The sequence below is a fragment of the Shewanella sp. AS16 genome (assembly GCF_021412365.1).
Taxonomy (GTDB): Bacteria; Pseudomonadota; Gammaproteobacteria; order Enterobacterales; family Shewanellaceae; genus Shewanella; species Shewanella salipaludis.
Genome location: NZ_JAKCLK010000003.1, coordinates 44,933 through 68,567 on the forward strand (window position 1 = coordinate 44,933; position 23,635 = coordinate 68,567).

Annotated in this window: 24 protein-coding genes; 14 read left to right on the forward strand and 10 right to left on the reverse strand. The window is 55.1% G+C overall.

Going from position 1 to position 23,635, the window contains the following annotated elements:
* Positions 1-135 precede the first annotated feature (135 nt).
* Positions 136-1,968 (forward strand): monovalent cation:proton antiporter-2 (CPA2) family protein, encoded by a 1,833-nt coding sequence (locus LZP73_RS08780; RefSeq protein ID WP_234234360.1) that lies wholly within the window; start codon positions 136-138, stop codon positions 1,966-1,968.
* Positions 1,969-1,981: 13 nt separating this feature from the next.
* Here LZP73_RS08780 and LZP73_RS08785 read toward each other — a convergent pair whose 3' ends face one another.
* From LZP73_RS08785 to LZP73_RS08795, 3 genes are all read right to left on the reverse strand, one after another.
* On the reverse strand, positions 1,982-2,653 hold the full coding sequence (locus tag LZP73_RS08785; protein ID WP_234234361.1) for a DUF6515 family protein: 672 nt from the start codon (positions 2,651-2,653) through the stop codon (positions 1,982-1,984).
* 176 nt (positions 2,654-2,829) lie between these two features.
* Positions 2,830-3,771 carry a ketopantoate reductase family protein gene (locus tag LZP73_RS08790; protein WP_234234362.1) on the reverse strand — a complete coding sequence of 314 codons (942 nt, stop codon included), beginning with the start codon at positions 3,769-3,771 and terminating at the stop codon, positions 2,830-2,832.
* Positions 3,772-3,778: 7 nt separating this feature from the next.
* Entirely contained in the window at positions 3,779-4,138 is a 360-nt protein-coding gene (locus LZP73_RS08795; protein WP_234234363.1) for a VanZ family protein, read from the reverse strand.
* Positions 4,139-4,289: 151 nt separating this feature from the next.
* On the opposite strand from LZP73_RS08795, the gene LZP73_RS08800 reads away from it, so the two are divergent.
* From LZP73_RS08800 to LZP73_RS08815, 4 genes are all read left to right on the forward strand, one after another.
* Entirely contained in the window at positions 4,290-4,772 is a 483-nt protein-coding gene (locus LZP73_RS08800; RefSeq protein WP_234234364.1) for a YajQ family cyclic di-GMP-binding protein, read from the forward strand.
* Between the two features lies 1 nt (position 4,773).
* Positions 4,774-6,384, forward strand: a complete 1,611-nt coding sequence (locus tag LZP73_RS08805) for a recombinase family protein (RefSeq protein ID WP_234234365.1) — start codon at positions 4,774-4,776, stop codon at positions 6,382-6,384.
* A gap of 911 nt (positions 6,385-7,295) precedes the next feature.
* Positions 7,296-7,877: a recombinase family protein gene (locus LZP73_RS08810; protein ID WP_442800726.1), complete on the forward strand. Its 582-nt coding sequence runs from the start codon at positions 7,296-7,298 to the stop codon at positions 7,875-7,877.
* A 5-nt stretch (positions 7,878-7,882) separates the two neighbouring features.
* Positions 7,883-8,821: a hypothetical protein gene (locus LZP73_RS08815; RefSeq protein WP_234234367.1), complete on the forward strand. Its 939-nt coding sequence runs from the start codon at positions 7,883-7,885 to the stop codon at positions 8,819-8,821.
* A 725-nt stretch (positions 8,822-9,546) separates the two neighbouring features.
* Here the strand turns inward: LZP73_RS08815 and LZP73_RS08820 are convergent.
* The 5 genes from LZP73_RS08820 to LZP73_RS08840 form a co-directional block, all read right to left on the reverse strand.
* Positions 9,547-9,825, reverse strand: a complete 279-nt coding sequence (locus LZP73_RS08820; RefSeq protein WP_234234369.1) for a hypothetical protein — start codon at positions 9,823-9,825, stop codon at positions 9,547-9,549.
* A 282-nt stretch (positions 9,826-10,107) separates the two neighbouring features.
* Complete coding sequence (locus tag LZP73_RS08825) at positions 10,108-11,523, reverse strand: AmpG family muropeptide MFS transporter (protein ID WP_234234371.1); 1,416 nt, start codon at positions 11,521-11,523, stop codon at positions 10,108-10,110.
* Positions 11,524-11,664: 141 nt separating this feature from the next.
* On the reverse strand, positions 11,665-11,985 hold the full coding sequence (locus tag LZP73_RS08830) for a hypothetical protein (RefSeq protein ID WP_234234372.1): 321 nt from the start codon (positions 11,983-11,985) through the stop codon (positions 11,665-11,667).
* Between the two features lie 91 nt (positions 11,986-12,076).
* Positions 12,077-12,661, reverse strand: a complete 585-nt coding sequence (locus LZP73_RS08835) for a peptidylprolyl isomerase (RefSeq protein WP_234234374.1) — start codon at positions 12,659-12,661, stop codon at positions 12,077-12,079.
* 50 nt (positions 12,662-12,711) lie between these two features.
* The gene (locus LZP73_RS08840) at positions 12,712-13,278 is read right to left on the reverse strand and encodes a YajG family lipoprotein (protein WP_234234376.1); all 567 of its coding nucleotides are present in this window, start codon (positions 13,276-13,278) and stop codon (positions 12,712-12,714) included.
* A gap of 262 nt (positions 13,279-13,540) precedes the next feature.
* On the opposite strand from LZP73_RS08840, the gene LZP73_RS08845 reads away from it, so the two are divergent.
* Both LZP73_RS08845 and LZP73_RS08850 read left to right on the forward strand, forming a co-directional pair.
* Positions 13,541-14,587 (forward strand): DUF2804 domain-containing protein, encoded by a 1,047-nt coding sequence (locus LZP73_RS08845; RefSeq protein WP_234234378.1) that lies wholly within the window; start codon positions 13,541-13,543, stop codon positions 14,585-14,587.
* A gap of 149 nt (positions 14,588-14,736) precedes the next feature.
* Positions 14,737-15,597: a sterol desaturase family protein gene (locus LZP73_RS08850; protein WP_234234380.1), complete on the forward strand. Its 861-nt coding sequence runs from the start codon at positions 14,737-14,739 to the stop codon at positions 15,595-15,597.
* Positions 15,598-15,607: 10 nt separating this feature from the next.
* On the opposite strand, the gene LZP73_RS08855 is transcribed toward LZP73_RS08850, so the two are convergent.
* Positions 15,608-16,051, reverse strand: a complete 444-nt coding sequence (locus LZP73_RS08855) for an ATP-dependent zinc protease family protein (RefSeq protein ID WP_234234381.1) — start codon at positions 16,049-16,051, stop codon at positions 15,608-15,610.
* A gap of 102 nt (positions 16,052-16,153) precedes the next feature.
* A complete protein-coding gene (locus tag LZP73_RS08860; RefSeq protein ID WP_234234383.1) occupies positions 16,154-17,287 on the reverse strand; it encodes a methyltransferase in 1,134 nt (377 codons plus the stop codon).
* 160 nt (positions 17,288-17,447) lie between these two features.
* Between LZP73_RS08860 and LZP73_RS08865 the strand changes: the two genes are divergently transcribed.
* The 7 genes from LZP73_RS08865 to LZP73_RS08895 all read left to right on the forward strand — a co-directional run bounded on the left by LZP73_RS08865 (position 17,448) and on the right by LZP73_RS08895 (position 23,630).
* Positions 17,448-18,095, forward strand: a complete 648-nt coding sequence (locus LZP73_RS08865) for an alpha-ketoglutarate-dependent dioxygenase AlkB family protein (RefSeq protein WP_234234385.1) — start codon at positions 17,448-17,450, stop codon at positions 18,093-18,095.
* A 122-nt stretch (positions 18,096-18,217) separates the two neighbouring features.
* Complete coding sequence (locus LZP73_RS08870; RefSeq protein WP_234234387.1) at positions 18,218-18,523, forward strand: BolA family protein; 306 nt, start codon at positions 18,218-18,220, stop codon at positions 18,521-18,523.
* Between the two features lie 139 nt (positions 18,524-18,662).
* Positions 18,663-19,172, forward strand: coding sequence for an S-ribosylhomocysteine lyase (luxS, locus tag LZP73_RS08875; protein ID WP_234234388.1), 510 nt, complete (start codon positions 18,663-18,665; stop codon positions 19,170-19,172).
* Positions 19,173-19,680: 508 nt separating this feature from the next.
* Entirely contained in the window at positions 19,681-21,015 is a 1,335-nt protein-coding gene (locus LZP73_RS08880; RefSeq protein WP_234234389.1) for a Na(+)-translocating NADH-quinone reductase subunit A, read from the forward strand.
* Positions 21,015-22,214: an NADH:ubiquinone reductase (Na(+)-transporting) subunit B gene (locus tag LZP73_RS08885; protein WP_234234390.1), complete on the forward strand. Its 1,200-nt coding sequence runs from the start codon at positions 21,015-21,017 to the stop codon at positions 22,212-22,214. Before LZP73_RS08880 ends, LZP73_RS08885 begins: the two co-directional genes overlap by 1 nt.
* Complete coding sequence (locus LZP73_RS08890; RefSeq protein WP_234234391.1) at positions 22,207-23,004, forward strand: Na(+)-translocating NADH-quinone reductase subunit C; 798 nt, start codon at positions 22,207-22,209, stop codon at positions 23,002-23,004. The genes LZP73_RS08885 and LZP73_RS08890 overlap by 8 nt, the downstream gene beginning before the upstream one ends.
* Positions 23,004-23,630 carry an NADH:ubiquinone reductase (Na(+)-transporting) subunit D gene (locus LZP73_RS08895; RefSeq protein ID WP_234234392.1) on the forward strand — a complete coding sequence of 209 codons (627 nt, stop codon included), beginning with the start codon at positions 23,004-23,006 and terminating at the stop codon, positions 23,628-23,630. The genes LZP73_RS08890 and LZP73_RS08895 overlap by 1 nt, the downstream gene beginning before the upstream one ends.
* The last annotated feature ends 5 nt before the right edge of the window (positions 23,631-23,635 follow it).

Here is a 23,635-nt window from a genome sequence, read left to right on the forward strand (position 1 = left end):
GGGCTAATCACCCGGGCATTTTTTTGCCTTTTTCTTGGCTTAACTTTTACTTGGCTTAGCTTAAATAGTGGGTAAGCTGGTACGACCCGGACTTTTGCTGGCCTCATGGCCTTTCACGCCCCCAGGAGACCCCCTATGTTAGACATGGCCGTCATCTACCTCGCCGCCGCCATCATAGCCGTGCCCATCGCCAAGCGACTCGGGCTGGGATCCGTGCTCGGCTACTTGCTGGCGGGAATACTCATAGGCCCCTTCCTGCTCGGCTTGGTCGGCGATCAGACAGAGGTGATGCATTTCGCCGAGTTCGGGGTGGTGATGATGCTGTTTCTGGTGGGGCTGGAGCTGCAACCCAGCCGTTTGTGGAAGCTGAGGCTGTCGATCCTCGGGCTGGGCGGCCTGCAGCTGCTGCTGACCTCGGCCATCATCTTCGTCCTCTGCAACCAGGTGTTGGCCCTGGCATGGCAGACGTCGCTGGCGCTGGGGCTGATGTTGGCGCTGTCATCGACCGCGATAGTGTTGCAAACCCTGGCGGAGAAGGGCTGGATCAAGCAGGCGGCAGGACAGAATGCCTTTTCCGTGCTGTTATTTCAGGACATAGCAGTGATCCCCATATTGGCCCTCTTGCCCTTGCTGGCCTTCCAGGCCCAGCCGGCCGACGCAGGTGTGAACCACAATCTGCTGGCCGCTTTCCCCGTCTGGGCCCAGGTCGGCATCTCCCTGCTGGTCATCGCCGGCATCATACTGGCGGGCAAATATGTCTCGGCGCCGCTGTTCAGGTACATAGCCGCCACCCACCTGAGGGAAATTTTCACCTTATTTGCGTTGTTGCTGGTGATCGCCATAGCGCTGATCATGCAGAAGATTGGCCTGTCGCCGGCGCTGGGCACCTTCCTCGCCGGGGTGGTGTTGGCCGAGAGCGAGTTCAGGCATGAACTTGAGGTCGACATAGAGCCATTCAAGGGTTTGTTGCTGGGGTTATTCTTCATCACGGTCGGCGCCTCAATTGACTTTCCTCTGCTGCTCGATAAGTTGACTCTGGTGTTATCCCTGGTGCTGGGACTGATACTCATCAAGGCGCTGGTGCTCTGGTTGCTGGCGCGGGTATTCGGCCTGCAGGGCAATCAGCTGTGGTTATTCACCCTGGCGTTGGCCCAGGGGGGCGAGTTCGCCTTCGTGCTCCTGTCGCTGACCAACAAGCTGCAGATCCTCACGGCCGAACAAGGCAGCCTCGCCACTCTGGTGGTGGCCGTGTCCATGCTGTGTGCCCCCCTCTTGCTGCTGGCCTACGAGCATGGCCTCGCCAAGTCCTATCGCGGCGCGCAGAGTTACGATGCCCCCGAAGACATAGAGGCGACCAAGAGTGTCATCATCGCCGGCTACGGCCGTTTCGGCCAGATAGTCGGCCGGTTGCTGGCGGCCCAGGACTATCATCTGTCGATCCTGGATCAGAGCCCGACCCAGATAGACTTGCTCAGGCGTTTCGGCAACAAGGTCTTCTATGGTGATGCCGCCAGACGGGAGCTGTTGGAAGCCGCAGGTGCCAGGGAGGCGCAGTTGCTGGTGATCGCCATCGACGATGCCGACAAGACGCTGGACATAATTCAATTGGCGAAACAGCATTATCCGCAGCTGAAGATAGTCGCCCGGGCCATAGACAGGCGCCATGCCTACCAGATAATGCAGCTCGGGGTCGACAGCTTCAAACGGGAAACCTTTGATTCGGCGGTTAACCTTGGGGTGGAGGCGCTGCAGCTGCTGGGCAACGACAGCGCCAGTGCCCAACGTGCCGGGCGTCTGTTCAGCGAACACGACGAGCAGTCACTGGCCATATTGGCCAATCTCTGGGGCGATGACCAGAGTTACGGGGTCGCGGTGAAGCAGAGGATCGAGGATCTGAAGCAAGTGCTCAACCGGGATAAGGCACAGCAGGATAAGCTCCATGCCTGTCATAAGTCGGAACAGGCATAGAGCGGCCGGGCTGTCAGTGGAATTGCAGCGCCAGGTACTTGACTTCATTGCCGTGGGATTGGGGCAGGAAGTACCAGTGCCTGAAGCGGAAGTACTGCATACCATTGCGGGTCACGGGCCGGCTGTGTCGTGGCAGGGCCCTGTATAGCCCGCCGATTTGGTAGTCATCGCCATGGGTGATGTTTTCCGCCACGGGCGCATCCACCACTTCGTACTCCCGACTGTCGTCATGGTAGATATAGTAGGTTTGATTCAGCACATAATAGTCGCGGTTATGGCGGTGGAATTTGTGATACCCCGAGGGCAGGTAACCCAGTCTCAGGCCTATGGGGGGATGCACCAGCTCGAAGCCAAAGTTCGAGTTGCGGTAAAATAAGCCACCACTGAAGCCGAAGTGTTGTTGGCCAAACTGGATATAGACAGAGTCTGTCGGCAGCGAGGCCGGGTAATGGCGCCCATCCCGGTAGCGTCTGTCATCATGGTGTCTGTCGTCATGATGCCTGTCGTCATGATGCCTGTCGTCATAGTGCCTGTGATGTTCATGCCTGTCATGGTCATGCTGTTCTTGCTTGTGTCCCCGGCCATGGGCCTGTGCGTGGGCCGGCGGATCCGCTAAGGCATAGCCGCTGTAAATGAAACTGGTCGCGATGGCGATTGCCGATAGCCACTGAATACTCTGCTTCATGGCATCCTCCTGGATGAGATTTGCTTCTGGGTTTCTCTACTGGGCGAATTAGGGAGAGCCGGCAGTAAAGATGCGTCGTTTCCGGCCAAGACCGGGCAACCTGGGTTCTGGAAAGTGGGTCGCTTAACGATGACGGGATTGTGTCATAGGAAGATGAATCTAACCTGAATAACGCCTTACTGCCCGGACAGGGCCTGCAGTCGTTTGATTTCCCGGTAGAGGCGCAGGTTTGTCGGCGCAGCTATGCCATGCAGTGCGGCGCGGCTCAGGATGAAGCCATTGATTTCCTCTATTTCGGTGCGCCGGCCATGGGCCAGGTCCTGATGCATGGAGGAGTAATTGTTTGCCGTTAGGGCGATGACGCTCGCCAGGCGCTCGCCCAGGGCATGGGCATCGAGCGCTATTCCGTCGGCGGCGGCGACTTGAACCAACTCCTGCAGCACAGACTCGCGCAGGGGCCGGAATGACTCCCGGCTCAGCTCGCCGTTGCGACACTTGTAGATAGCCGTCAGCGGATTGATGACGGCGTTGACCGCCAGCTTCTGCCATAGCGCCGGCAGGATCGCCTCGCACCACTGGCTGTCGGGGATGGCCCCGAGCAACAGGGCCCTGTGCTGTTCGCTCATCATAGGGCCATAAATCCAACCCAGTTGGGTCAGCCCAGGCCCCGTCTGGGTCACCTGCCATTGGCCCTGGCGCAGAGCGCCCTGGGAGGTCGTCGCCAGCGTCAGACCGCGTCCGGCGAGCTTGGGCAGCAGGGTCAGATAGGGCCCCATGCCGTTATGCATCAGCACCAGTTGGCAGTCGGCCGCCAGCTTGGGCAGCAAGGGCGTCAGGGCATCGACGACCTGGTAGGCCTTGACGCATACCAGCAGCAGGTCGAGATCTTTCACTGCGTCAGCGTCCTGGGGCAGCAGCGCTATGCTGTGTTGGTATTTGCTGTTATCCAGCGAGGTGAAGTCCAGTGTGACCCGGCCGGCTTGGCCTGAGCCTGGCCTGGCGATGAGGCCGACCCGGGCGCCGGCTTGGGTCAGCTGATGGCATAGCAGCTGCCCCACGGCGCCGGCACCCAGTATCGCTATTCTGGGGGGATCCCCCTTGACCCCTCGCGCTGCCATGGCTCGACTATTCGGCCAGGCCTGTGGCGGGAAAGCATCTTCGGTAGCCCCAGAGCAGGAAGTAAAACAAGGTGATACCCACTAAGTCTGCCACCACATCCGCAGCCGACGCGCTGCGGTAGGGCAGTCTGGATTGCACCAGTTCTATCAGTACCGCATAACCAGTCAGCGCCAGGCTCAACAGGTACCATCTGGGCCTGAAGGCCAGATAGCTCAGGTACGCCAGAGCGAAGAAACTGCCGAGATGGCCCAGTTTGTCCAGGTTGGGGATGTTCTGGGGATAGTTGGGTCTGGAGAAAACCAGATAACTGATAACAAGCACTGCTATGGCTAATGCCAGCTTGAACAGGGTTCTTTTGGTGATCACGGGATGCAGATGACTAGGAGGTATTTGCGCCAATCATAGGAAAATGTGGCCCCAAAGTCACCAACAACCTGTGTTTTATACAGCTGGTCTTCAACTTGAACGCCACAATGGGTAGACTAAGGCTATTTGCAATGACCTAAGGGAGGGCAAGATGCCTTCATTCGATATAGTTTCAGAAGTCGACGAAGTCGAACTGCGTAATGCGGTCGATAATTCGCGCCGTGAACTGGCGAGCCGCTTCGATTTTCGTGGTAAGGAAGCCAATGTGGAGTACAAGGATCATGTGGTGACCTTGACCGCCGAAGACGATTTCCAATGCAAGCAGCTGGTGGACATACTGCGCACTCAGCTGAGCAAGCGCAACGTGGATCCCGCCGCCATGGACGTGGATGAAAAGTCTGTGCATAGCGGCAAGACCTTCTCCTTGAAGGTGAGATTCAAGCAGGGCATAGAGACAGACATAGCCAAGAAACTGGTGAAGCTGATCAAAGACAGCAAGTTGAAGGTACAGTCATCCATCCAGGGCGACAGCGTCAGGGTCACGGGCAAGGCCAGGGATGATCTGCAGGCTGTGATGGCGCTGGCGAGAAAGTCTGAGTTGGGCCAGCCGTTCCAGTTCAACAACTTCCGTTAAGATGACAACACAGTTTCAACAGTCATTGGAAGAAGAAGTGACCCACGCAATCTCTTACAGTCGTTTCAGCACGGGGATCCAGAAGAAAGGCACCAGCCTAGAGCGCCAAGAACAAATGGTTCAGGCCTACTGCCTCAAGCATGGGCTTTCCTTATTAGACAGTTTTCACGATGCAGGCAAGAGCGGTTATCACGGTAAGCACCTGCAGCGAGGTGGCCAGTTTCACGAACTGCTGAGGCAGTTACATGAAGGTGCCATCCCGAGGGGGACTCACTTGCTGGTTGAACAAACAGACCGCCTGACCCGTCAGTTACCGCTGGACGGCTTGTCACTGGTTCATCAGTTAATCACTGGCGGCCTTACTATCGTTACCATGGATGACGGTCAGTCTTATGATCGCTCGACAGACTTCGGCAAGTTGGTTCAACTCCTTGCACGCTTGCAGCGTGGACATGATGAGTCTCAGGCTAAGTCTGACCGTCTGTCCTACGTGTGGTCTAAGAAAGCGCAGGAAATGGAAAGCGGTAAGGCTCCAAGGATGCGCTTGCCATTCTGGCTTAAGCGTGAAGGCGATGAGCTTGTCATCATTCCTGAAATGAAGGCCCTTGTGGAGCGCGTTATCAAGCGTTCGATAGAGGGGGCTGGGGGTGCGACTATTGCCAGTGAGCTAAATGCCGAAGGGCACAGGACGTCTACGGGGGCCACGTGGAACTCGGGTAAGGTCACTAAGTTGATCCACAGCAAATCTATCATTGGTTGGCATACCCGCAAGGAGACTGGAGAGGCACATAACATCTACCCGCCTATCGTCAGTATTGACGTCTTCAATCAAGCACAACACGCCTTGATTAGTCGAACGAGACAGAGAGGCAACACTCAGAAGTGGGCTAGTGCCCTCAGCGGCCTTACCTACTGCGGTAACTGCGGTTCACGCCTCAAGATGATGGGCAGGCCTGAGACGCGCTCTGGTGTTTGCAGGGCTGCTGTTGAAGGTGGCAGACCATGTGGCAATAAACAGTCGATGCGTTACCGTACCATGATTCTGGCAACCGCCCTAGCTGTGCATGAGGAGGCTGCAAAGAAGGTGCTGGACAGATTACCCAAGGACGACAGTAAGAGGGATGAGCTTCAGCATGAGCTTGCTCAACTCTCGGTGCAAGTGGAGCGCCTGGCAGAGGCTGTGGCAAGCGTAGACGGTGCGGCTATTGGCACCCTTATACCTAAGTTGAAAGAGGCATCAGAGAGGCGTGAGGCTGTTAAGCAGGACTTAGCCACACGAGTACCAGCAGGTGAGGTATCATTTGATGATCTTATGTCAGCCTTCGATAAAGTGCCGTCCATTGTGGGTGATGTGCTGAAGGGTGATAAGGCGAAGTCAAACGAACTTAACGCTCTGCTGCATTCCCTGCCTGACTTCCGAATCACATTGCTTGATGGCGTCGCAACCATAATGGGCCTGAAGGTTGAGCAGGCAGACAGGTTGACCATCAAGGTAAGTAACAGAGGGTTCCCCGAGGCCTCGAGGGAGGTTCACGGTGTCATTCTCAGGACAGATGAGGGCTCGACCTACTTAGGTGGCGATAGCTACTACCTCCACCAGCCTTGGAATTAGGCGCTGCTACGTGGATTCTTTTGGGCTATGGGCCTGGCTCTGGCTCAGATTCCACGTAGCGACGCGGTTTGGCTACAACAAATGATTAATAAGCAGTAGAGAGATTAGACTTCATGGAACAAACAGCACTAGTACAGGATCTCATCCTAGACAGTATCGAGCTAAACGAGATTCACAACTACGAGCAGGTGCCAAACGTGCGTCAATGGTTCGCTTGTAGTGCAAGAGAAGCAGCCAAAGCCCGTAAACAGGGGCAGGCTGTTATAGCCACTTACCTCGGTTGCTGGGCCGGCACCTGTTAAGTAAGAACCATGGACGGCACAGGGAGTGTGTCGATAAAAACCCAGCCGAAAGTTTCACAAAAAAAATCTGTGAGGACATCTAGATACGGCAGCGTCAACACATACCCCCCATTCCCCCTCTGACTTTTCGCTACACCGAGACCAAGCGCTGATTTTTGATTGCATTAGGTTTTTTATCCCACTGAGATAAGTATAATCCTCTCTTTTTTCCAGTATGGATACTCCTATGGCTCTATTTAAACACCCCTTACTCTGGATAGTCTTCGCGTTTTTATGTGGACTATTTCACCTAGTTGACCCCCGATTTCCTTATGAAGGCAACGCAGCAGGTCAAATAGGTAGCTTTGTGGGCGGTTTAGTATTCATTGGTTTTGGATACTATGCCAGCGGGGCCAAATCTGAGGAAAGAGAAATAGTCTTGATAACAATCCCTCTTGCACTGCTATGTAACATCTTTGTCTATCCTCTATTTTACTAGATAGGCGCAATCAAAAGACTGTACCCATCAGTATACCCTGTTGACCATGGTCACATTTACGCACCATTTGTACCCATCAGGCTTGCTTTATGTTGGTGGGTACAGTAATCTCTCGCTCATCTTAGAACCAGATGGGTACACCAACCATGGCACACGTAGCCTACCTAAGGGTTTCAACCACTGAACAGAATACTGCTCGTCAGTTAGTTGATACAGCGTTTACCTTCGACAAGACATTCACTGATAAGTGCAGTGGCGGCTCACTTGAGCGTCCCGCGCTGGAGCAAATGAAGGCGTATGTCCGTGAGGGGGATACCATTCATGTTCACAGTATTGACCGTCTTGCTCGTAACCTTGATGACCTCAGTAAGCTAGTCAATGACTGGAACAAGGAAGGCGTCAATGTCCAGTTCCATAAAGAGTCTTTGACCTTCGCAGCTGGGGACACTAATCCTATGTCTAAGCTGATGTTACAGATGCTTGGTGCTGTGGCTCAGTTTGAGTTGGCTATGATTCAGGAGCGTCGCAGAGAGGGCATTGCCAAGGCCAAGGCTGATGGTAAATACACTGGCGGCAAGGCTAACCTAGACAACCACCAGAGGATCCGTCAGTTGCGTTCTGAGGGCGTTTCTCTACGCAAGGTGGCCAATGAGGTGGGCGTATCATTATCGACTGTACAGCGTGTCCTAGCGACACCAGAGGAAGCAAAGTAAAACCAATGACGACAACAAAGAAGAAAGCACTCACGGGCCGCACAAGACAGATAGACCCACGCCAGCTTGTGCTAGATAACAAGTTCCAAGGCCGACAGGTGGAGCTTAACAACTCCCGCCAAGACAAGGCAGCCATAGAGCGCAGTCGCCAGATGCAGATTGACATAATACTGGCTGACCTGAGGGCTGGTAAGGGGATTCGGAATAAGATCCAAGCATTTGAGCTAGAGGGGAAGTTGTGCGTAGTAGATGGATTCCATCGAACTGAGGCCTGTAAGCAGTACCTCAAGGAATCCCCAGAGGCCAACCTGACGGTACCTGTGAAGGTGTACAAGGATTACAGTGAAAGCCAAGCCTACTTCTTCTCACTGACCGCAAACAGGCAGCACGGTACAGCCCTCAGCGCCTCAGAGCGCATGCAGAACCAGTTCAAGCGTGAGGTCATGTTACAGCACTATGAACAGGTACCCAGTAAGCGTGAGCTGGCGAAGCTGTACAGTTGTCAGGATTCCCAAGGACTACACGTTCAACGTGCATTGAAGGCCTGCATGGGTGAGGGGAGACCATCAAAGCAGGAGTGGTCTACTGACTTGGAAGGAGCCATTGAACAGCTACAGGCTAGCCTTAAGTCTGAGTACCCAGCCTTGAGAGATGATGACTTCGACAAGGATGGATTCCCAATCATCAGACGCCTTTCAGATGCCACTACCAAAAAGGGTGACGAGTACGACTACAAGGATGAAGACCCCGAAGAGTACGAGCGTAAGATGGTCACATACCTAGCCCGTAAGCTGGAGGACATGATTGCTAATGAGGGAGGTGAACGCTTCAGGGCAGCACTAAAACGCCTTGATAGGAACGCCCTCGGCATCAGTGTCAAACGTGAATGGGATGAGGACAAGGTCGTACTGACTTACCCAACCAAGGATGCTGAACTCTTTTAGACTTCAGTCGACAGGGTGTATTTCCTGCAGTGTTCATAAGGAGGTGGTCACTGGTGACCAAGGAGAGCTGCAGGTGGTCACCCTTCAGTGCTAAACCCAGCCACATCAAGGGTTGCAGGCTCGTTAAAGCCCGTTTCTTGCTTGATTAACTCCTGTCAAAAGCTCACTTTGCTCACGTGGTCACGTATCTAAATGCTCTCGGTTCGACTCCGGGTCGCGCCTCCAAACCTTCAGGAATAAGCCCAGTAATGTACAGTTATTAGCCACGGGTTACATTGTCTGTTATGTTGTTATTTCCATCACTCTGAAAGGGAGGTGCAGCGTGTTACAGACATTTTTGTACATCCCGAACTCACCGGTGGCCATAACTGCTGAAGCTCGCGCATAAGGGATGGAAAGGGAAAATAGATGAAAGAACATAATCATGCCAGACCATGGTACGTGTTGTTGCCTATTTTGGTTATGGTCAAAGTAGGTTCGCCGCTTGGGATTGGCAGTGCCAGTCCGCGTCGAGTGATTCGGCAACAAGTGACGAGGGATTCGAAAAGAGTGGGGCGCGAGAGCGGGGAACATTGCCTCCGGGGAATGGCCCTGCTAGTGAGAAGCCACTCCTTTTACCCGTCTAATGAATAGATGGAATAAACCCTGACCATAGAGAGAAGAAACCTTCCGTCTCTGTGTCACCCTGTTGTAGTGTCTTGCCGTCAAATCAAGGATTGTTCAAGTCAGGTTAAACCAGCGCATACATTACACTGGTAGTCGCCACTAAGATCATTAACTACACTTTGGATGTAATCAGTCATCTCTCGTCGCGATGAGAACACATTGGTTAATGGGGCATCATCTGAAAATAATCGATTACCAAGTTTGTAAGCAGCTTCTACGTCCCCATGGCCATCGTATGTAACGTCATCGTGAAAGGGGCAAGTAGACAGAGTACCGGCCTGAATAGCTATCCTTAAAGCAGCCTCTCTTTTTTGATCATCGCTTTCAATACATCTCATAATCCCCTCCTTGAGTAACAGTCACCAAGGCTACCCCGCCATGTTGGTTACATAATAGTCTAAAAACTAATAGTGGGCTTTACTGCTCCTACGGGGCGATGAATCGCCGGCCTGTCTCTCACTCCCGGTTGAGTGATCTTTTGCTTTTTTGTCAACAGTTGCGAAGTTCAACAACTTCCGCGACTAGCGCGCACCTAGCCTGACATAAGGAAGCCCTCATTCGAGGGCTTTCTGCTTTTTGGCCTGGGCCGGCTCAGGCCAGGGCTTAGATCAGGGCTTAGGTCACTTGATCTCGGGCTGGCAGTCGGCCACCGGCTCTGCGGCGGGGATAGGCGCGGGTTTGGGGGAGCGCCGGGCGACCAGAGTCACCAATCCCAGCACGGGGAAGCCTATGAGGCTGGCGGCGACGAAGAAATTGACATAGCCGAAGGCATCGACATATTCCCCGGAAAAGCCGGCGATGAACTTGGGGAATAACAGCATGATGGACGACAGTAGGGCATATTGGGTCGCACTGTAGCCGCTGCTGGTGAGGCTCGACAGATAGGCGATGAAGGCCGCGGTGGCGATCCCGGCACTGAAGTTGTCCACCGAAATGATGAAGGTCAGCAAGGGCACATCGTAGCCTATCACCGCCTGGTAGGCGAACAGCAGGTTGGTCACAGCCACCAGCAGGGCACCGAGGAATAAGATCTTCATGGTGCCGAAGCGTGCCAGCAGGACACCCCCGAAGGCGGCCCCGACCAGGGTCATGATCAGGCCGTAGATCTTGCTGATGGCGGCAATTTCATCCTTGGAAAAACCCATGTCGACATAGAAGACATTGGCCATGATACCCATGACTATGTCCGAGATGCGGTAACAGGAGATGAGCAAGAGTATCAGTATGGCGTTGCGGCCATAACGCTTGAAAAAGTCGATGAAGGGCAGCACGCTGGCGGTATAGCCCCAGGACAGGCAGGCGGCCAGGGGACTCGGATACCTGTGTGCCAGCGCCTGCTTCAGCCGCAGTTCCTTGGCATCTGCGGCCTTGGTATCCACCTTGGGCTCGCGGCTGAACAGGGTGGTGATTATGCCTATCGACATCAGCCCGGCCATCACCAGATAGGAGGTCTGCCAGGCGGCGAGGTTATAGCTGTCGGATGTCGGCTCTATCCAGGCGGCTATGGTGAGCGCGCCTGCGGTGGCCACTATCATGGCACTGCGATAGCCCACCTGATAGGCCGCCGCCAGTGCCGCCTGCATCTTCTCGGGGGCGGACTCTATCCTGAAGGCATCTATGACTATGTCCTGGGTCGCCGACGCCAGTGCCACCATGAGGGCAAACAGGGCCAGGCGCTCGAGATCCTGGCGTGGGTCGCTGACCGACATGTTCAGGATGGCGATGACCAACAGGAGTTGGGCGAACAGCATCCAGCCGCGCCGCCGGCCCAGCAAGCGGGTAAACAGCGGCAGCGACAGCCGGTCCACCAGTGGCGACCAGGCCCACTTGAAGGCATAGGCCAGGGCTATCCAGCTGAAATAGCCTATGGCGGCTCTGTCTATTCCGGCTTCGCGCAGCCAGAAGGACAGGGTGGAGAATACCAGCATCAGGGGCAAACCGGCGGAGAAACCGAGCAAGAGCAACACCAGCACGCGCCTGTGGCAATAGACGGAAAGCGCATCCAGGGTTCGGCGGTGGAAAGAGTCAGAGGACATAGGGGAACTTCAGTGATGTCGATGCCGTAAGCTTACGGGGCACAGCCTGTGGGTTCAAGGCCTATTTCCATCCGGGCAGTGGTGGCCGGCGCAATAAAAATGGCCCATCAGGGCCATTTGTCAGGTTGGAGTCTGAGAAGCTCAAGGTCGGTTGCCGATACAGCCGGCGGGTAGCTGCCCTCCAAGACTCAGATAATCACAACAGTCGTGGAGCTGTTTACTCAGATGCTGATTACCCCGGAGCACCCAGTCGGGCCATTTATCGAAGCTATGCAACAAGTGCCAAAATACTTTTTCCATATCCGTTAGCGCGTCACCCTGGGGATTGAGATTCTGCCATTCCTCCAGTGTGTCCCATAGGTAAAGCTGAACTTCCTGAAACTCGAGCTGTTCACTCAAAAATGCCTTGCCATAGAAAGCCAGCTGGGGCGCTTTTGTATCGATGAACTCTGCAGTCGTCATCGGATCGCCTCCTTTTTGTTTACCCTAGCAGTATAGGAGCAAATTTGGCGTATTTGCTCAAAAATTTTTAACAGGGTAAAGCGATGGCCATTCAGTTCCGTGGCAGCAGTTTCGCCTGTTTCAGTATGATGGGCGTCACTGGCACGTCGGGCCAATCGAGTTTCTCGTTGTGGGCCGTCTCCACCATGGCCATGGCTTGCAGCACCTCCATGCCTTCGACCACCTCACCGAATACGGCATAACCCCAGCGTCTCTTGGACGGATCCAGCTTGGTATTGTCGGCGACATTAAAATAGAACTGGCGGGTCGCCGAATGGGGCTCGTTCTCTCTGGCCATGGCTATGGTGCCCAACGCGTTGGACAGGCCATTGCCCGACTCATTGACTATCGGCTTGTCTTCGGGCAATTCTTCCAATGCCTTGTTCAGGCCGCCGCCCTGCACCACGAAGTCGGCAATCACCCTGTGGAATATGGTGTTGTCGTACTCGCCCTTGACCACATAGGTGAGGAAGTTATCGACTGTTATTGGAGCCCGGGTGCGGTCGAGCTCGACCACTATCTTGCCCATGCTGGTCTGCATCTCGACCCTGGGATACAGGCTGTCCGGTTGTATATCTAGTGCTAACGCCCACTGACTCATGCATAAGAGGGTGGCGGCAATCAGGCTTCTGAACATAAGGTTTTCCTTTTCTTTCCGTTGAGTGGGATCTTGTGGCGCCGGTGCGCCTAGTGCTGGAGAAATTGATTCAGTTCCGGGTCATTGAGTATGTCCCTGACCAGCTGCTCCAGCAGCTTGTTCATATCCAGCTCCAGGCTGGCGTAGTCGGCGCCGAAAGGCCCGGTCAGATGGCCCTTGGCCCGGTAGCGTTTGCTCAGTTCCTGGCTGCTGTTCTTGGCCACCACATCTATGGTGATCTGGCTGTTGGCCTCGAAACTGAAATGGCCTTCCTCGACGTCGGTCAGCAGCTGCTCCAGGCGGATCTGCAGGCTGGTGGCGGCGGCGGGATCTATTTGGTAGCCCGCCTGGGCAAAGCCGGCGCGAAAGACCTGATCCAGCTGTATTCTGGGCGGCTCGCTCGGGCTGACGAGACGGGCGGCCTTGTCGCCATTCTTGAAGCGTACTATGTAGTTGGCGCTGCGGGTATCCAAGGTTTCTATGGCCAGGGGATGCAGACCTTGGGCCTGTTGCTTGACCTCAGGCACCTGCGGGCTCAGGGCGATATGAGTCGGGGCATGGCCGGCACAGGCACTTAAAGCGAGTGAGGAGACAATAAGGAGCAATAAACGTTTCATAAGCTTCACTTTATACGGAGAAAGTTGCCGACAGGATACCAGAATTCATCGTCGATACCAGAGTGTCCCTCTGCCGCTGAATGCCGCCGGCCTGGGTTTATCCCATGTATGCGGGGGACGGCAGTGAGCGGTAAAAATCATGTTACAAAATAGCAACAAATCTTCCCCGGCCCCTGTTCAACCGGCGCACTTCAGGTTAGAGTAAAAGTTCAATATTCCCGAGCGCCCAGATGCTCGCCACTATTACGCTGAGCAAGAGTAGATGCAAGACTTCCGGACCCAGATAGCGCCCGAGTGCTTGATGTCGGTCGATGGCAGGCCGCAATTCGGTCACTTCGATGGCATCATTTCTTCCCTTGGGCTCGAACACTTCGCCTATTTCGATGTGATGGACAAGCCGGCCTCCCGTCTGGCCAAGCACTTTCATTTCAAGCAGTTCCAGTTCGTCAGCCTGGTGACCCCCAACTATGTGATCGGCGTGGCACTGGCCGACATACGTTATGTCGGCAGCGCCTTCTGCTATCTGTATGACATCAAGGCCGACAAATTGACCGAGGTCGCCTGGCTCAAACCGCCGGGTATGGGGTACGCCATGACGCCTTCGCCGCTGACGGGCCGCAGCCATATTTGCAGTGGCAAGGGGGAGATCATCCTGGACATCAGCCATGGCCAGTGGCGGCTGACGCTGAACACCGCCAGGATCCGCGCCGAGCTGGAGCTGCAGGCGCCGCGATTGAGCCTGCCCCTGGCCATGTGCAGCCCGACGGCCTACAACGGCTGGACCTATACCCAGAAACATAATGGCCTCAGCCCCAAGGGGCAGTTGTTTATCGACGACGAGCCGCAGCCGCTCAATCGGGCGCTGGCAGGGTATGACTTTTCCGCCGGCTACATGCGGCGTCAGACCAGTTGGCGCTGGGCTTCGGTCAACGCCAGTATCGCCGAGGGGGTGTTGGGGCTGAATCTCGCCGCCGGAGTGAATGAAACCGGCATGACAGAAAATGTATTCTGGATCAATGGCGAGCGTCATCTGCTCGGCCCTGTGCATTTCGAATTCGACCGTCACCGCGCCGCTCAAGAGCCGGGGGCCGCCGCGCAGGAATGGCATATCTTCTCCGACGATGGCCGGGTCGAGCTGTATTTTTCCCCCTGCAATTGCCGCAGCGAGAAACTCAATCTCTGGTTGCTCAAGAGTAATTTTCGCCAATATTTGGGCCATTATCGTGGCCGTCTCACAGACACCAATGGCCGCGAGTACCGGCTGGATAGGGTGCTCGGCCTGAGTGAAGATCACTATGCGCTCTGGTAACCGTCGCCCGTTTGGGCTTGGGCTGTGCTTAAGCTTGTCGGGGCAGAGCTTTGCCACCGGCCGGCATGGCCGCTTATTTCAACAGGCTGTGACCGTGGGCGAGGCGCTCATGGGCATACACCCGCTACAGGAAGAACCAGGAAAAAGAAATGGATGTTGATTTACTGATAAGCCACCCGGAAATGCTGTTGCTGGCGTTGGCACCCTTGTTTTTTGTTTGCATCATGCTCGAATGGTTTCTGGGGATACGGCGCCGCAAGCTGCCGGCATCGGCGGACTATCGCCTGCCCGAGGTCCTCTGCAACTTTTCCCTGGCCGGCTTGCATCAGGGGGCGGATCTGCTCACGGGCCTGCTGCTCGCCAAGCTGTATCTCTGGTTGTTCGGCTGGAAATTGTTCGAGTTCGAGATGAATATCCTGAGCTTCATCGCCCTCATGGTGGCGCAGGACTTCTGCTATTACTGGTTCCATCGTGCCAGTCACAGGGTGCGCTGGATGTGGGCCGCCCATGTGGTGCACCACAGCTCGGAGCGGATGAATTTCACCACGGCATTTCGCCAGAGCCTGATGTACCCCCTGGCCGGCATGTGGCTGTTCTGGTTGCCGCTGGTGGTGCTGGGCTTCGATCCCAATTGGGTGGTGTTTGTCGTGCTGCTTAACTTGGGGCTGCAGTTCTTCGTCCATACCCAGGCGGTCGGGACGCTGGGGCCGCTGGAGTGGCTGTTCAATACCCCATCCCATCACAGGGTGCATCATGGCCGCAATCCCCAATACATAGACAAGAACTATGCCGGGATCCTCATCATCTGGGATAAGCTGTTCGGCAGCTACGAGCCCGAGGGCGAAACGGTCGAATACGGCATCACCAAGCCGGTGCATAGCTTCAACCCCCTAAAGGTCACCTTCGGCGAATGGCGCGACATGCTGAGTGAGGCCTCGGCCAGAGGCCTGAGTGTCGGGCAGCGGCTCAGGCTGTTGTTTGCCCCGCCCGCCGGCAAGGATAACGACTGAGCTGTGCCCGTCAGTTTGGCTGAGGTTTGCCGGTCAAATAGGAGGCGGCGGGATCTATGAGGAAACGGCCGTCGAGGGCTCTGCGCCCCAGTAACATCCTGAACTTCATGTTATCCCTGTTGGTCAGGGTCAATTCCAGCTCGAACTGGTGCGGCCCCAGGAATAAGCGGGTCTTAACCACATATCTCAGCTGTTTATGCCCACCCGAGTCCGAGACCTGGCGCCTGTCATGGACTGGGAACTCGCAGATGACGGCGCGATCCGAATGTTGCTCAGGGTGCAGCCAAACCCGCACCCATGGGCATTCATTGCGCTGAAAGGGTTTGATTTTAAAGGCATGCAAGCAGGATGTCTTGGCACCCGTGTCTACCTTTATCTTGATTTTTTCATTCGCTATGTCCGGGAAAACGCCCCATTCGCGCCAACCTATTACAGGAAGCGTTTCTGTCGCCATAGTTCGTCCTGGTGTGGGAAGTCGGCCTGTTTAAAGATAGTCGAGCCAAGCCAAGGCTGCACTCTGGCCCCCGGCCGCCTTGGGATTGGCTGCGGCCATGAGCTATTTCCTGGCCTGGAGGATCACAAATTTGCCGTTGGAGGCGACCGTGGTGCAGTTCTTGAACAATCGCTGCAGCTTGATGTGATACCCAAGGTGGCGGTTGCCTACCACCTGCAACAGTCCGCCGTCCTTCAGGCGGCGCCGGGCATCGAGGAACATCTGCCAGGCTATGTGATCTGTGATGGCTTCACCCTGGTGAAACGGCGGATTACAGAGCACCAGATCCGGTGTTATGTCTTCCGGCAGATGGCTCATGCAGTCGTCCCAATGGAAGGCGGCGTGTTGCGCATCCAAGTGGTTCAGGTGCCAGTTGGCCCGGCTCGAGGCGACCGCCATCTCTGAGTCGTCGATAAAGTGGATCTTGGCTTGGGGATAGAGTTGTGCCGCCCTCAGGCCGAGCACCCCATTGCCGCAGCCGAGATCGACAACCGACTCGAAATTCCCCTCGGGCATGTTGTCCAGCATGATGCGGGCCCCTATGTCCAGTTTGCCGGCGGCGAACACATTGCTGAGATTGGTTATCTCGAGCCGAAACTCGGGGATGTGCCAGCGACTTGGCTGCGGCAGCTCACGGGCCTTGCCGTCGGCGATACAGGTTATCACCCGGGTCTTCTTCCAGGTCAGGCTGGCACTGGCCGGGCCCAGGTTGTTGGCGAACAGCGTCAGCAGGGCGGCGTTGATGGACTTGGCCTTGGCAGCTATCAACACCCGGGTGCCCTGGGGTAACACCTGGGATAGCCTCACCAGCTGGTGGGCGAAATAGTTGAGGTTTTTCGGCAGCTTCATCAGCACCAGTGCCAGTCCGGCGGGCAGGGTGTCGCGGCTGTTGAGCCAGTGGAGATTGCCCATGGACAGCTGATTGGCTTGTTGATTCTGCTGGGTCCCCAGGAAACTGGTCTTGGCGTCGGTTTCTATGAACAGGGGCCAGGCAGCATCCATGCGTGACAGGGCACAGCTCAAGGCGCCGAAGCTGTCGTTGATTATGCCTGTGGCGACCTGAGTTTGGCCGGTTTCAGTCAGCAGCTTGATCAAGTGTTCATCCGCGGCATCCCAGGCCTGCAGATTTGACTCCTGCCGGCTGGGGTAGCGTAAAAGTTCGAGTTCAATACCCGCTACTGAAAATCTTGTTGTCATATGCCACACTGCACCAATAAAAATGAGGCGCAGATTATGGCAGATCCGCTTGAAAAGCGCGATGCTTAAGCCTGAGAGACAAGCAGGGCAGACATAGGAGAAAATAGAGGTGGGCAGCGTGAGTAGAAGGCTGGAGCATGAATAGAGGGCAGGCACAGCCATGCGACAACAAGATTTAGCTTTTGACTGGCCCCAGGCTGTCGGACCTGCGTCGGCTGCGGAGCCGGAGCGAGTGGTGGCGCCCGTGACCTATGTCCCCGGCTACCTCAACCCCGCCCAGCAGGCCGCCTTATACGAAGAGGCGAAAGGCTACCCGCTCAGCAGTCCGGATATTCGCGTCTATGGCCAACGCTATAAGATTCCCCGTTCCCAGGCGTGGTTCGGTGATGACGGCTGCGATTACCTCTTCTCTTCGCATCTGGTCAAAGCCCTGCCTTGGCCCAAATATGCGAATAAGTTGCGGCATAAGCTGATGCGGGAGATGGGGCTCAGGCTCAATGGTGTCCTGGTCAACTGCTACGCCGACGGCAGCGAGACGGTCGGCTGGCATAGCGACGATGAGACAGAAATCGCCCCTCATTCGACCATAGCCTCGGTCAGCCTGGGGGCCACCCGGGACTTCGTCATTCGCCACAAGCAGACCCAGCAGAAGATGAGCTTCGCCCTCGCCGCGGGCGATCTGCTGCTGATGCATTGGCCCATGCAGCAGGAGTGGGAGCATGCCTTGCCCAAGCGCCTCAAGGTCACTGAGCCCAGGCTCAACTTTACTTTCAGGCACTTGCTGGTGGATTTCCATGCCGGGGGCTAACGCCAACGGCGCCTGGAACGGGCCGCTCAGGGCCTTGGCCAAGCTGAGTTTTCCTCATTTGATCTTTGCCGGAGGACCCAGTACTCTGCCGCCATTAGTTTCATGCCTTAGAGGGCCAAGTCATGTCAGTTACCTATAAGCAACGCATCACAGAGAAGCTCACCGCCGCCTTATCCCCCCTGCATCTGGAGGTGATCAACGAGAGCCATATGCATAATGTGCCGCCCAATTCCGAGACCCATTTCAAGGTCGTGATAGTGTCGGCGGCATTCGAGGGCCAGCGGCTGCTCGGCCGCCACAGGGCGGTCAACACTTGTCTGGCGCAGGAGCTGGCCGGTGGCGTACATGCCTTGACCATGCATACTTATACCCAGGGTGAATGGGCTGCGCTGGACACTGTGCCTAGTTCCCCCAAGTGCCATGGTTAAAAGCGGTCATGGCTAAAAGCGCCATGGCAGAATGCCTCTGGTCTGCTGGACAAGTTCTATCGAGTCTATGCTAGACTCGAGGCGATGACAGGCAGTTTGTCTATACCTTTTATTAGCGATAGCAACGCGGAGATCCCCTATGCCGTTACTCGACAGTTTTACCGTAGATCACACTCGTATGAATGCCCCAGCAGTCAGGGTGGCCAAGCATATGCAGACCCCCAAGGGCGATGCCATCACAGTGTTTGACCTACGTTTTTGCACCCCGAATAAGGATATTCTCAGCGAGCGCGGCATACATACGCTGGAACATCTGTTCGCCGGTTTCATGCGCGATCACCTCAACGGCGACGGTGTCGAGATCATCGACATCTCTCCCATGGGCTGCCGCACGGGTTTCTACATGAGTCTGATAGGTGAGCCGAGCGAGCATAGGGTGGCCGACGCCTGGCTGGCCTCGATGGAAGATGTGCTCAAGGTCGCGGCTCAGTCGGAGATCCCCGAGCTGAATCTGTATCAATGCGGCACCTATGAGATGCATTCGCTCGACGAGGCCAAAGACATAGCCCGCAACATCATTGCCGCAGGGGTCAGCGTCAATCGCAACGAAGATCTCAAGTTGAGTGACGATATCCTGGGTCAGCTGTAACCCGGCGGATGTTAGACAATCGAAGAAGCGGCTTAGGCCGCTTTTTGTTTGTCTGGCATGGGGGGAGGCAAAGCTGCCGGCGCAGGGATTCTCCCCCTGGCTGCTCCCTGCTCGGGGACAAGGTTTTTTCGGCTGCAAAAGCCCTGGATGTGGGGCGCTTCCCGGCTTAGTCGCCCTCCAGCTAAATTAATTCATTAAAAATTAATGCTATAGTGAAGTGCAAATGCCAATATGAGCTTGTGCCGGGTTCTGCCCTTGAGCTTGTTCGACCTTAGGCTAAGGCGGCGTCATTGCGGCCCGTTAAAGGGCTTCTTAGGTTTGAAAACTCCTATAATTTTCGTGGCGATAGCCTAGTAATTGGGGTAAAATGCGCGCGACCAGCGTGATTGCGATCGCATTTCTGTGATAAAAAATTCTGCGCCAGCCGGGTAGTTCAGTTGTTTAAAACTGGACTTTTTAGCACCTATGCGGCGCATTGTCTTTCCTTCAAAACGTAGTGCTTGTGGATATGATTACAATTAAGAAAGGATTGGAACTGCCTATAGCAGGCGGACCAGAGCAAGTTATCCATGATGGCCCAGCCATTAATCATGTAGCTACTTTGGGTGAAGAGTATATTGGCTTACGTCCTACTATGAAGATCAAAGTGGGCGATAAAGTACAAAAAGGTCAGGTAATTTTCGAAGATAAGAAAACGCCTGGCGTTAAATATACGGCTTTGGCCAGTGGTACTATATTAGACATTAACCGGGGCGCCCAGCGTGTGCTGCAGTCCGTCGTCATTCAAGTGGAAGGGGACGACAGCGTTTCTTTTGCTAAGTATGATGCCGCTGCCTTAGCGACGCTCGACCCGCAACTCGTTCGTGACAACCTGATTGAATCGGGCCTGTGGACGGCATTGCGGACTCGTCCTTTCAGCAAAGTTCCTGCCGTAGATGCTTCTGCCGCGGCGATTTTTGTCACCGCCATAGATACCCAGCCCCTGGCTGCCGATCCTGCGATAGTGATAGGTGAGCATAAGGATGATTTTGCTAATGGTCTTCAGGTTCTGTCGAGACTGACTCAAGGCAAGGTTTTCCTCTGTAAAGCACCGGGTGCCGATATTCCAGCCGCCAATGCCCAAGTTGCAGAATTTGCCGGCGTGCATCCTGCGGGTCTGGTGGGAACACATATCCACTTCTTACAACCCGCCTCCGCCAATCGTACCGTGTGGCACATAGGCTACCAGGACGTTATCGCCGTGGGTCAGCTGTTCACCACGGGTGAACTGAACACTCAGCGTGTGGTTGCCATAGGCGGTCCCAAAGCGGCTAAGCCAAGACTGGTGCGCACACAACTGGGTGCCAGCACGGCCGAATTGACTGCCGGCGAAACCAGCGGCAGCAACGTGCGTATCATCTCGGGTTCAGTGCTCAATGGTCGTACCTCAGTTGGGCCTCATGCCTATCTGGGACGTTATCATCAGCAGCTCAGCCTGCTGGAAGAAGGCACAGAGAAGGAATTGTTCGGCTGGATAATGCCAGGCAGCGACAAGTTCTCTATCACGCGTTCTTTCCTCAGCCATTTGACTCCTTCACGTCTGTTCAACATGACCACAAGCACAGGTGGCTCGGATCGTGCCATGGTGCCTATCGGCAACTATGAGCGGGTGATGCCGTTGGATATTCTGCCGACTATGTTGCTGCGTGATCTGATCTCGGGTGATTTCGACAGTGCCGCAACACTGGGCGCCCTGGAATTGGATGAAGAAGATTTGGCACTGTGTACGTTCGTATGTCCTGGCAAGTATGACTATGGTTCATACCTGCGCGACTGTTTAGATACGATCGAGAGGGAAGGCTAATGAGCTTGAAAGATTTTTTCGAACGTATTGAGCCGCAATTTGAAAAAGGCGGTAAATACGAGAAGTGGTATGCCCTGTTCGAAGCGGCATACACCATATTCTACACCCCGGGTAAAGTGAACAAGGGCAAGACCCATGTTCGCGACAACCTCGACCTGAAACGCATGATGATCACTGTCTGGGCTTGTACTTTCCCGGCCATGTTCTTCGGCATGTACAACGTAGGCTTCCAGGCGCAAGAAGCCCTGGCCGCAGGTTTCGCGACGCCTGACGTTTGGCAAGTCAGCCTGTTCGGCCTGTTCGGCTCCGAGCTGACCGCCGATGCCGGCTGGGCGACCCTGATGTGGTACGGCGCCTGTTTCTTCCTGCCCATCTATGCGGTGACCTTCGCCGTCGGCGGTATCTGGGAAGTGCTGTTTGCCTCGGTCCGTGGCCATGAAATCAACGAAGGTTTCTTCGTGACCTCTGTGCTGTTTGCCCTGACCCTGCCTGCGACCATTCCCCTATGGATGGTGGCCCTGGGTATCACCTTCGGTGTGGTGGTTGCCAAAGAAGTCTTCGGCGGTACTGGCCGTAACTTCCTTAACCCAGCGCTGGCCGGTCGAGCCTTCCTGTTCTTCGCCTACCCTCTGTATATGTCGGGTGACACCTCATGGGTCGTTGCCGATGGTTACTCGGGTGCGACTGCCCTGAGTCAAGCCGCCGCCGGTAACCTGGAATATGCCTTCAATCAAAACTGGTGGGATGCCTTCCTGGGCTTCATCCCGGGTTCTGTGGGTGAAGTCTCTACCCTGGCACTCCTGCTCGGTGGTTTGGTCATCATCTACACCCGTATCGCTTCATGGCGCATCGTCAGTGGGGTTATGGTCGGCATGATTGCCGTGTCTTACCTGCTGAACTTCGTCGGCAGCGACACCAACCCTATGTTTGCCATGCCTTGGTACTGGCACCTGGTGTTGGGTGGCTTCGCCTTCGGCATGATGTTTATGGCGACAGATCCTGTGTCTGCGTCATTTACCGATAACGGCAAATGGGCATACGGTATCCTGATAGGTGCCATGGCCGTGTTCATTCGAGTCATCAACCCTGCATTCCCTGAAGGCATGATGTTGGCGATTCTGTTTGCCAACCTGTTTGCGCCATTATTCGACCATTTCGTGGTTCAGGCGAACGTCAAGCGGAGGATCGCTCGTGGCTAGTAATAAAGATTCGTTCGGAAGAACGCTATTTATCGTTGTTGGCTTATGTCTTATCTGTTCTATCTTCGTTTCGGGTGCGGCAGTCATGCTCAAGCCGACACAGGCAGAAAACAAACTGCTGGATAAACAGAAGTACATTCTGCAGGCGGCTAACCTGGTTAATCTCAAGGAAGCGCCTCTGAGCAAGAGCCAGATCCAGGATACCTATGGCAAATATATTCAGGCCAAGGTCATAGACCTCAAGTCTGGCGAGTTTGTCGATGGCATAGACGGCAACACCTTCGATCAGGAAAAAGCGGCCCGTGATCTCAAGAGCTCTTTCGTGCCTGAAAATGACATTGCCTCGGTAAGACGCGTCGCCAATAACGCCGTGGTTTACCTGGTGCATGACGATCAGGGCGTCGTTAAGACAGTGATACTGCCGATCAAAGGCTATGGCCTCTGGTCAACCATGTTTGCCTTCCTGGCGTTGGATCCTGACATGAATACCATTCAGAATCTGATTTACTACGACTTCACAGGTTCGGGTGAAACCCCTGGCCTGGGTGGCGAAGTACAGAATCCCAAGTGGATCGCCAAGTGGGAAGGTAAGAAGTTATTCGATGAGCAAGGTAATCTGGCCATCAAAGTAACCAAGAACCCGGCCGTCGCCAGCACTCAGTATGGTGTCGATGCGCTGTCGGGTGCGACCCTGACCAGTAAGGGTGTACAGCATTCGCTGACATTCTGGTTGGGTGAAGAAGGTTTTGCGAGTTTCATTGAAAAGGCACGCAACGGAGGGTTGAGCTAATGGCCGACGCTAAAGAACTTAAGCAGGTTCTCACCGGACCTATTGTCAACAATAACCCCATCGCCCTGCAGGTCCTGGGTGTTTGTAGTGCGCTGGCCGTGACCAGTAAGCTGGAAACTGCCCTGGTAATGACACTGGCACTGACGGCGGTAACGGCTTTTTCCAACCTGTTTATCTCGCTGATCCGTAATCACATTCCAAGCAGTGTGCGCATCATAGTGCAGATGACCATCATCGCCTCCCTGGTAATAGTGGTGGATCAGATACTGCAGGCCTATGCCTATGGTATCTCCAAGCAGTTGTCGGTATTCGTTGGTTTGATCATTACCAACTGTATCGTGATGGGCCGCGCCGAAGCCTATGCGATGAAGACCCCGCCATTGATGAGCTTCATGGACGGTATAGGTAACGGCTTGGGCTACGGCGCCATCCTTCTATCTGTCGGTTTCATACGTGAACTGTTCGGTAATGGTTCATTGTTCGGGATTGAAATCCTGCGCAAGATCTCTGAGGGTGGCTGGTATCAGCCTAACGGTCTGTTATTGCTGCCGCCGAGTGCGTTCTTCCTGATCGGTACACTGATCTGGATCCTCCGTACTTATAAGCCAGAGCAAGTCGAAGCATAAGGGTA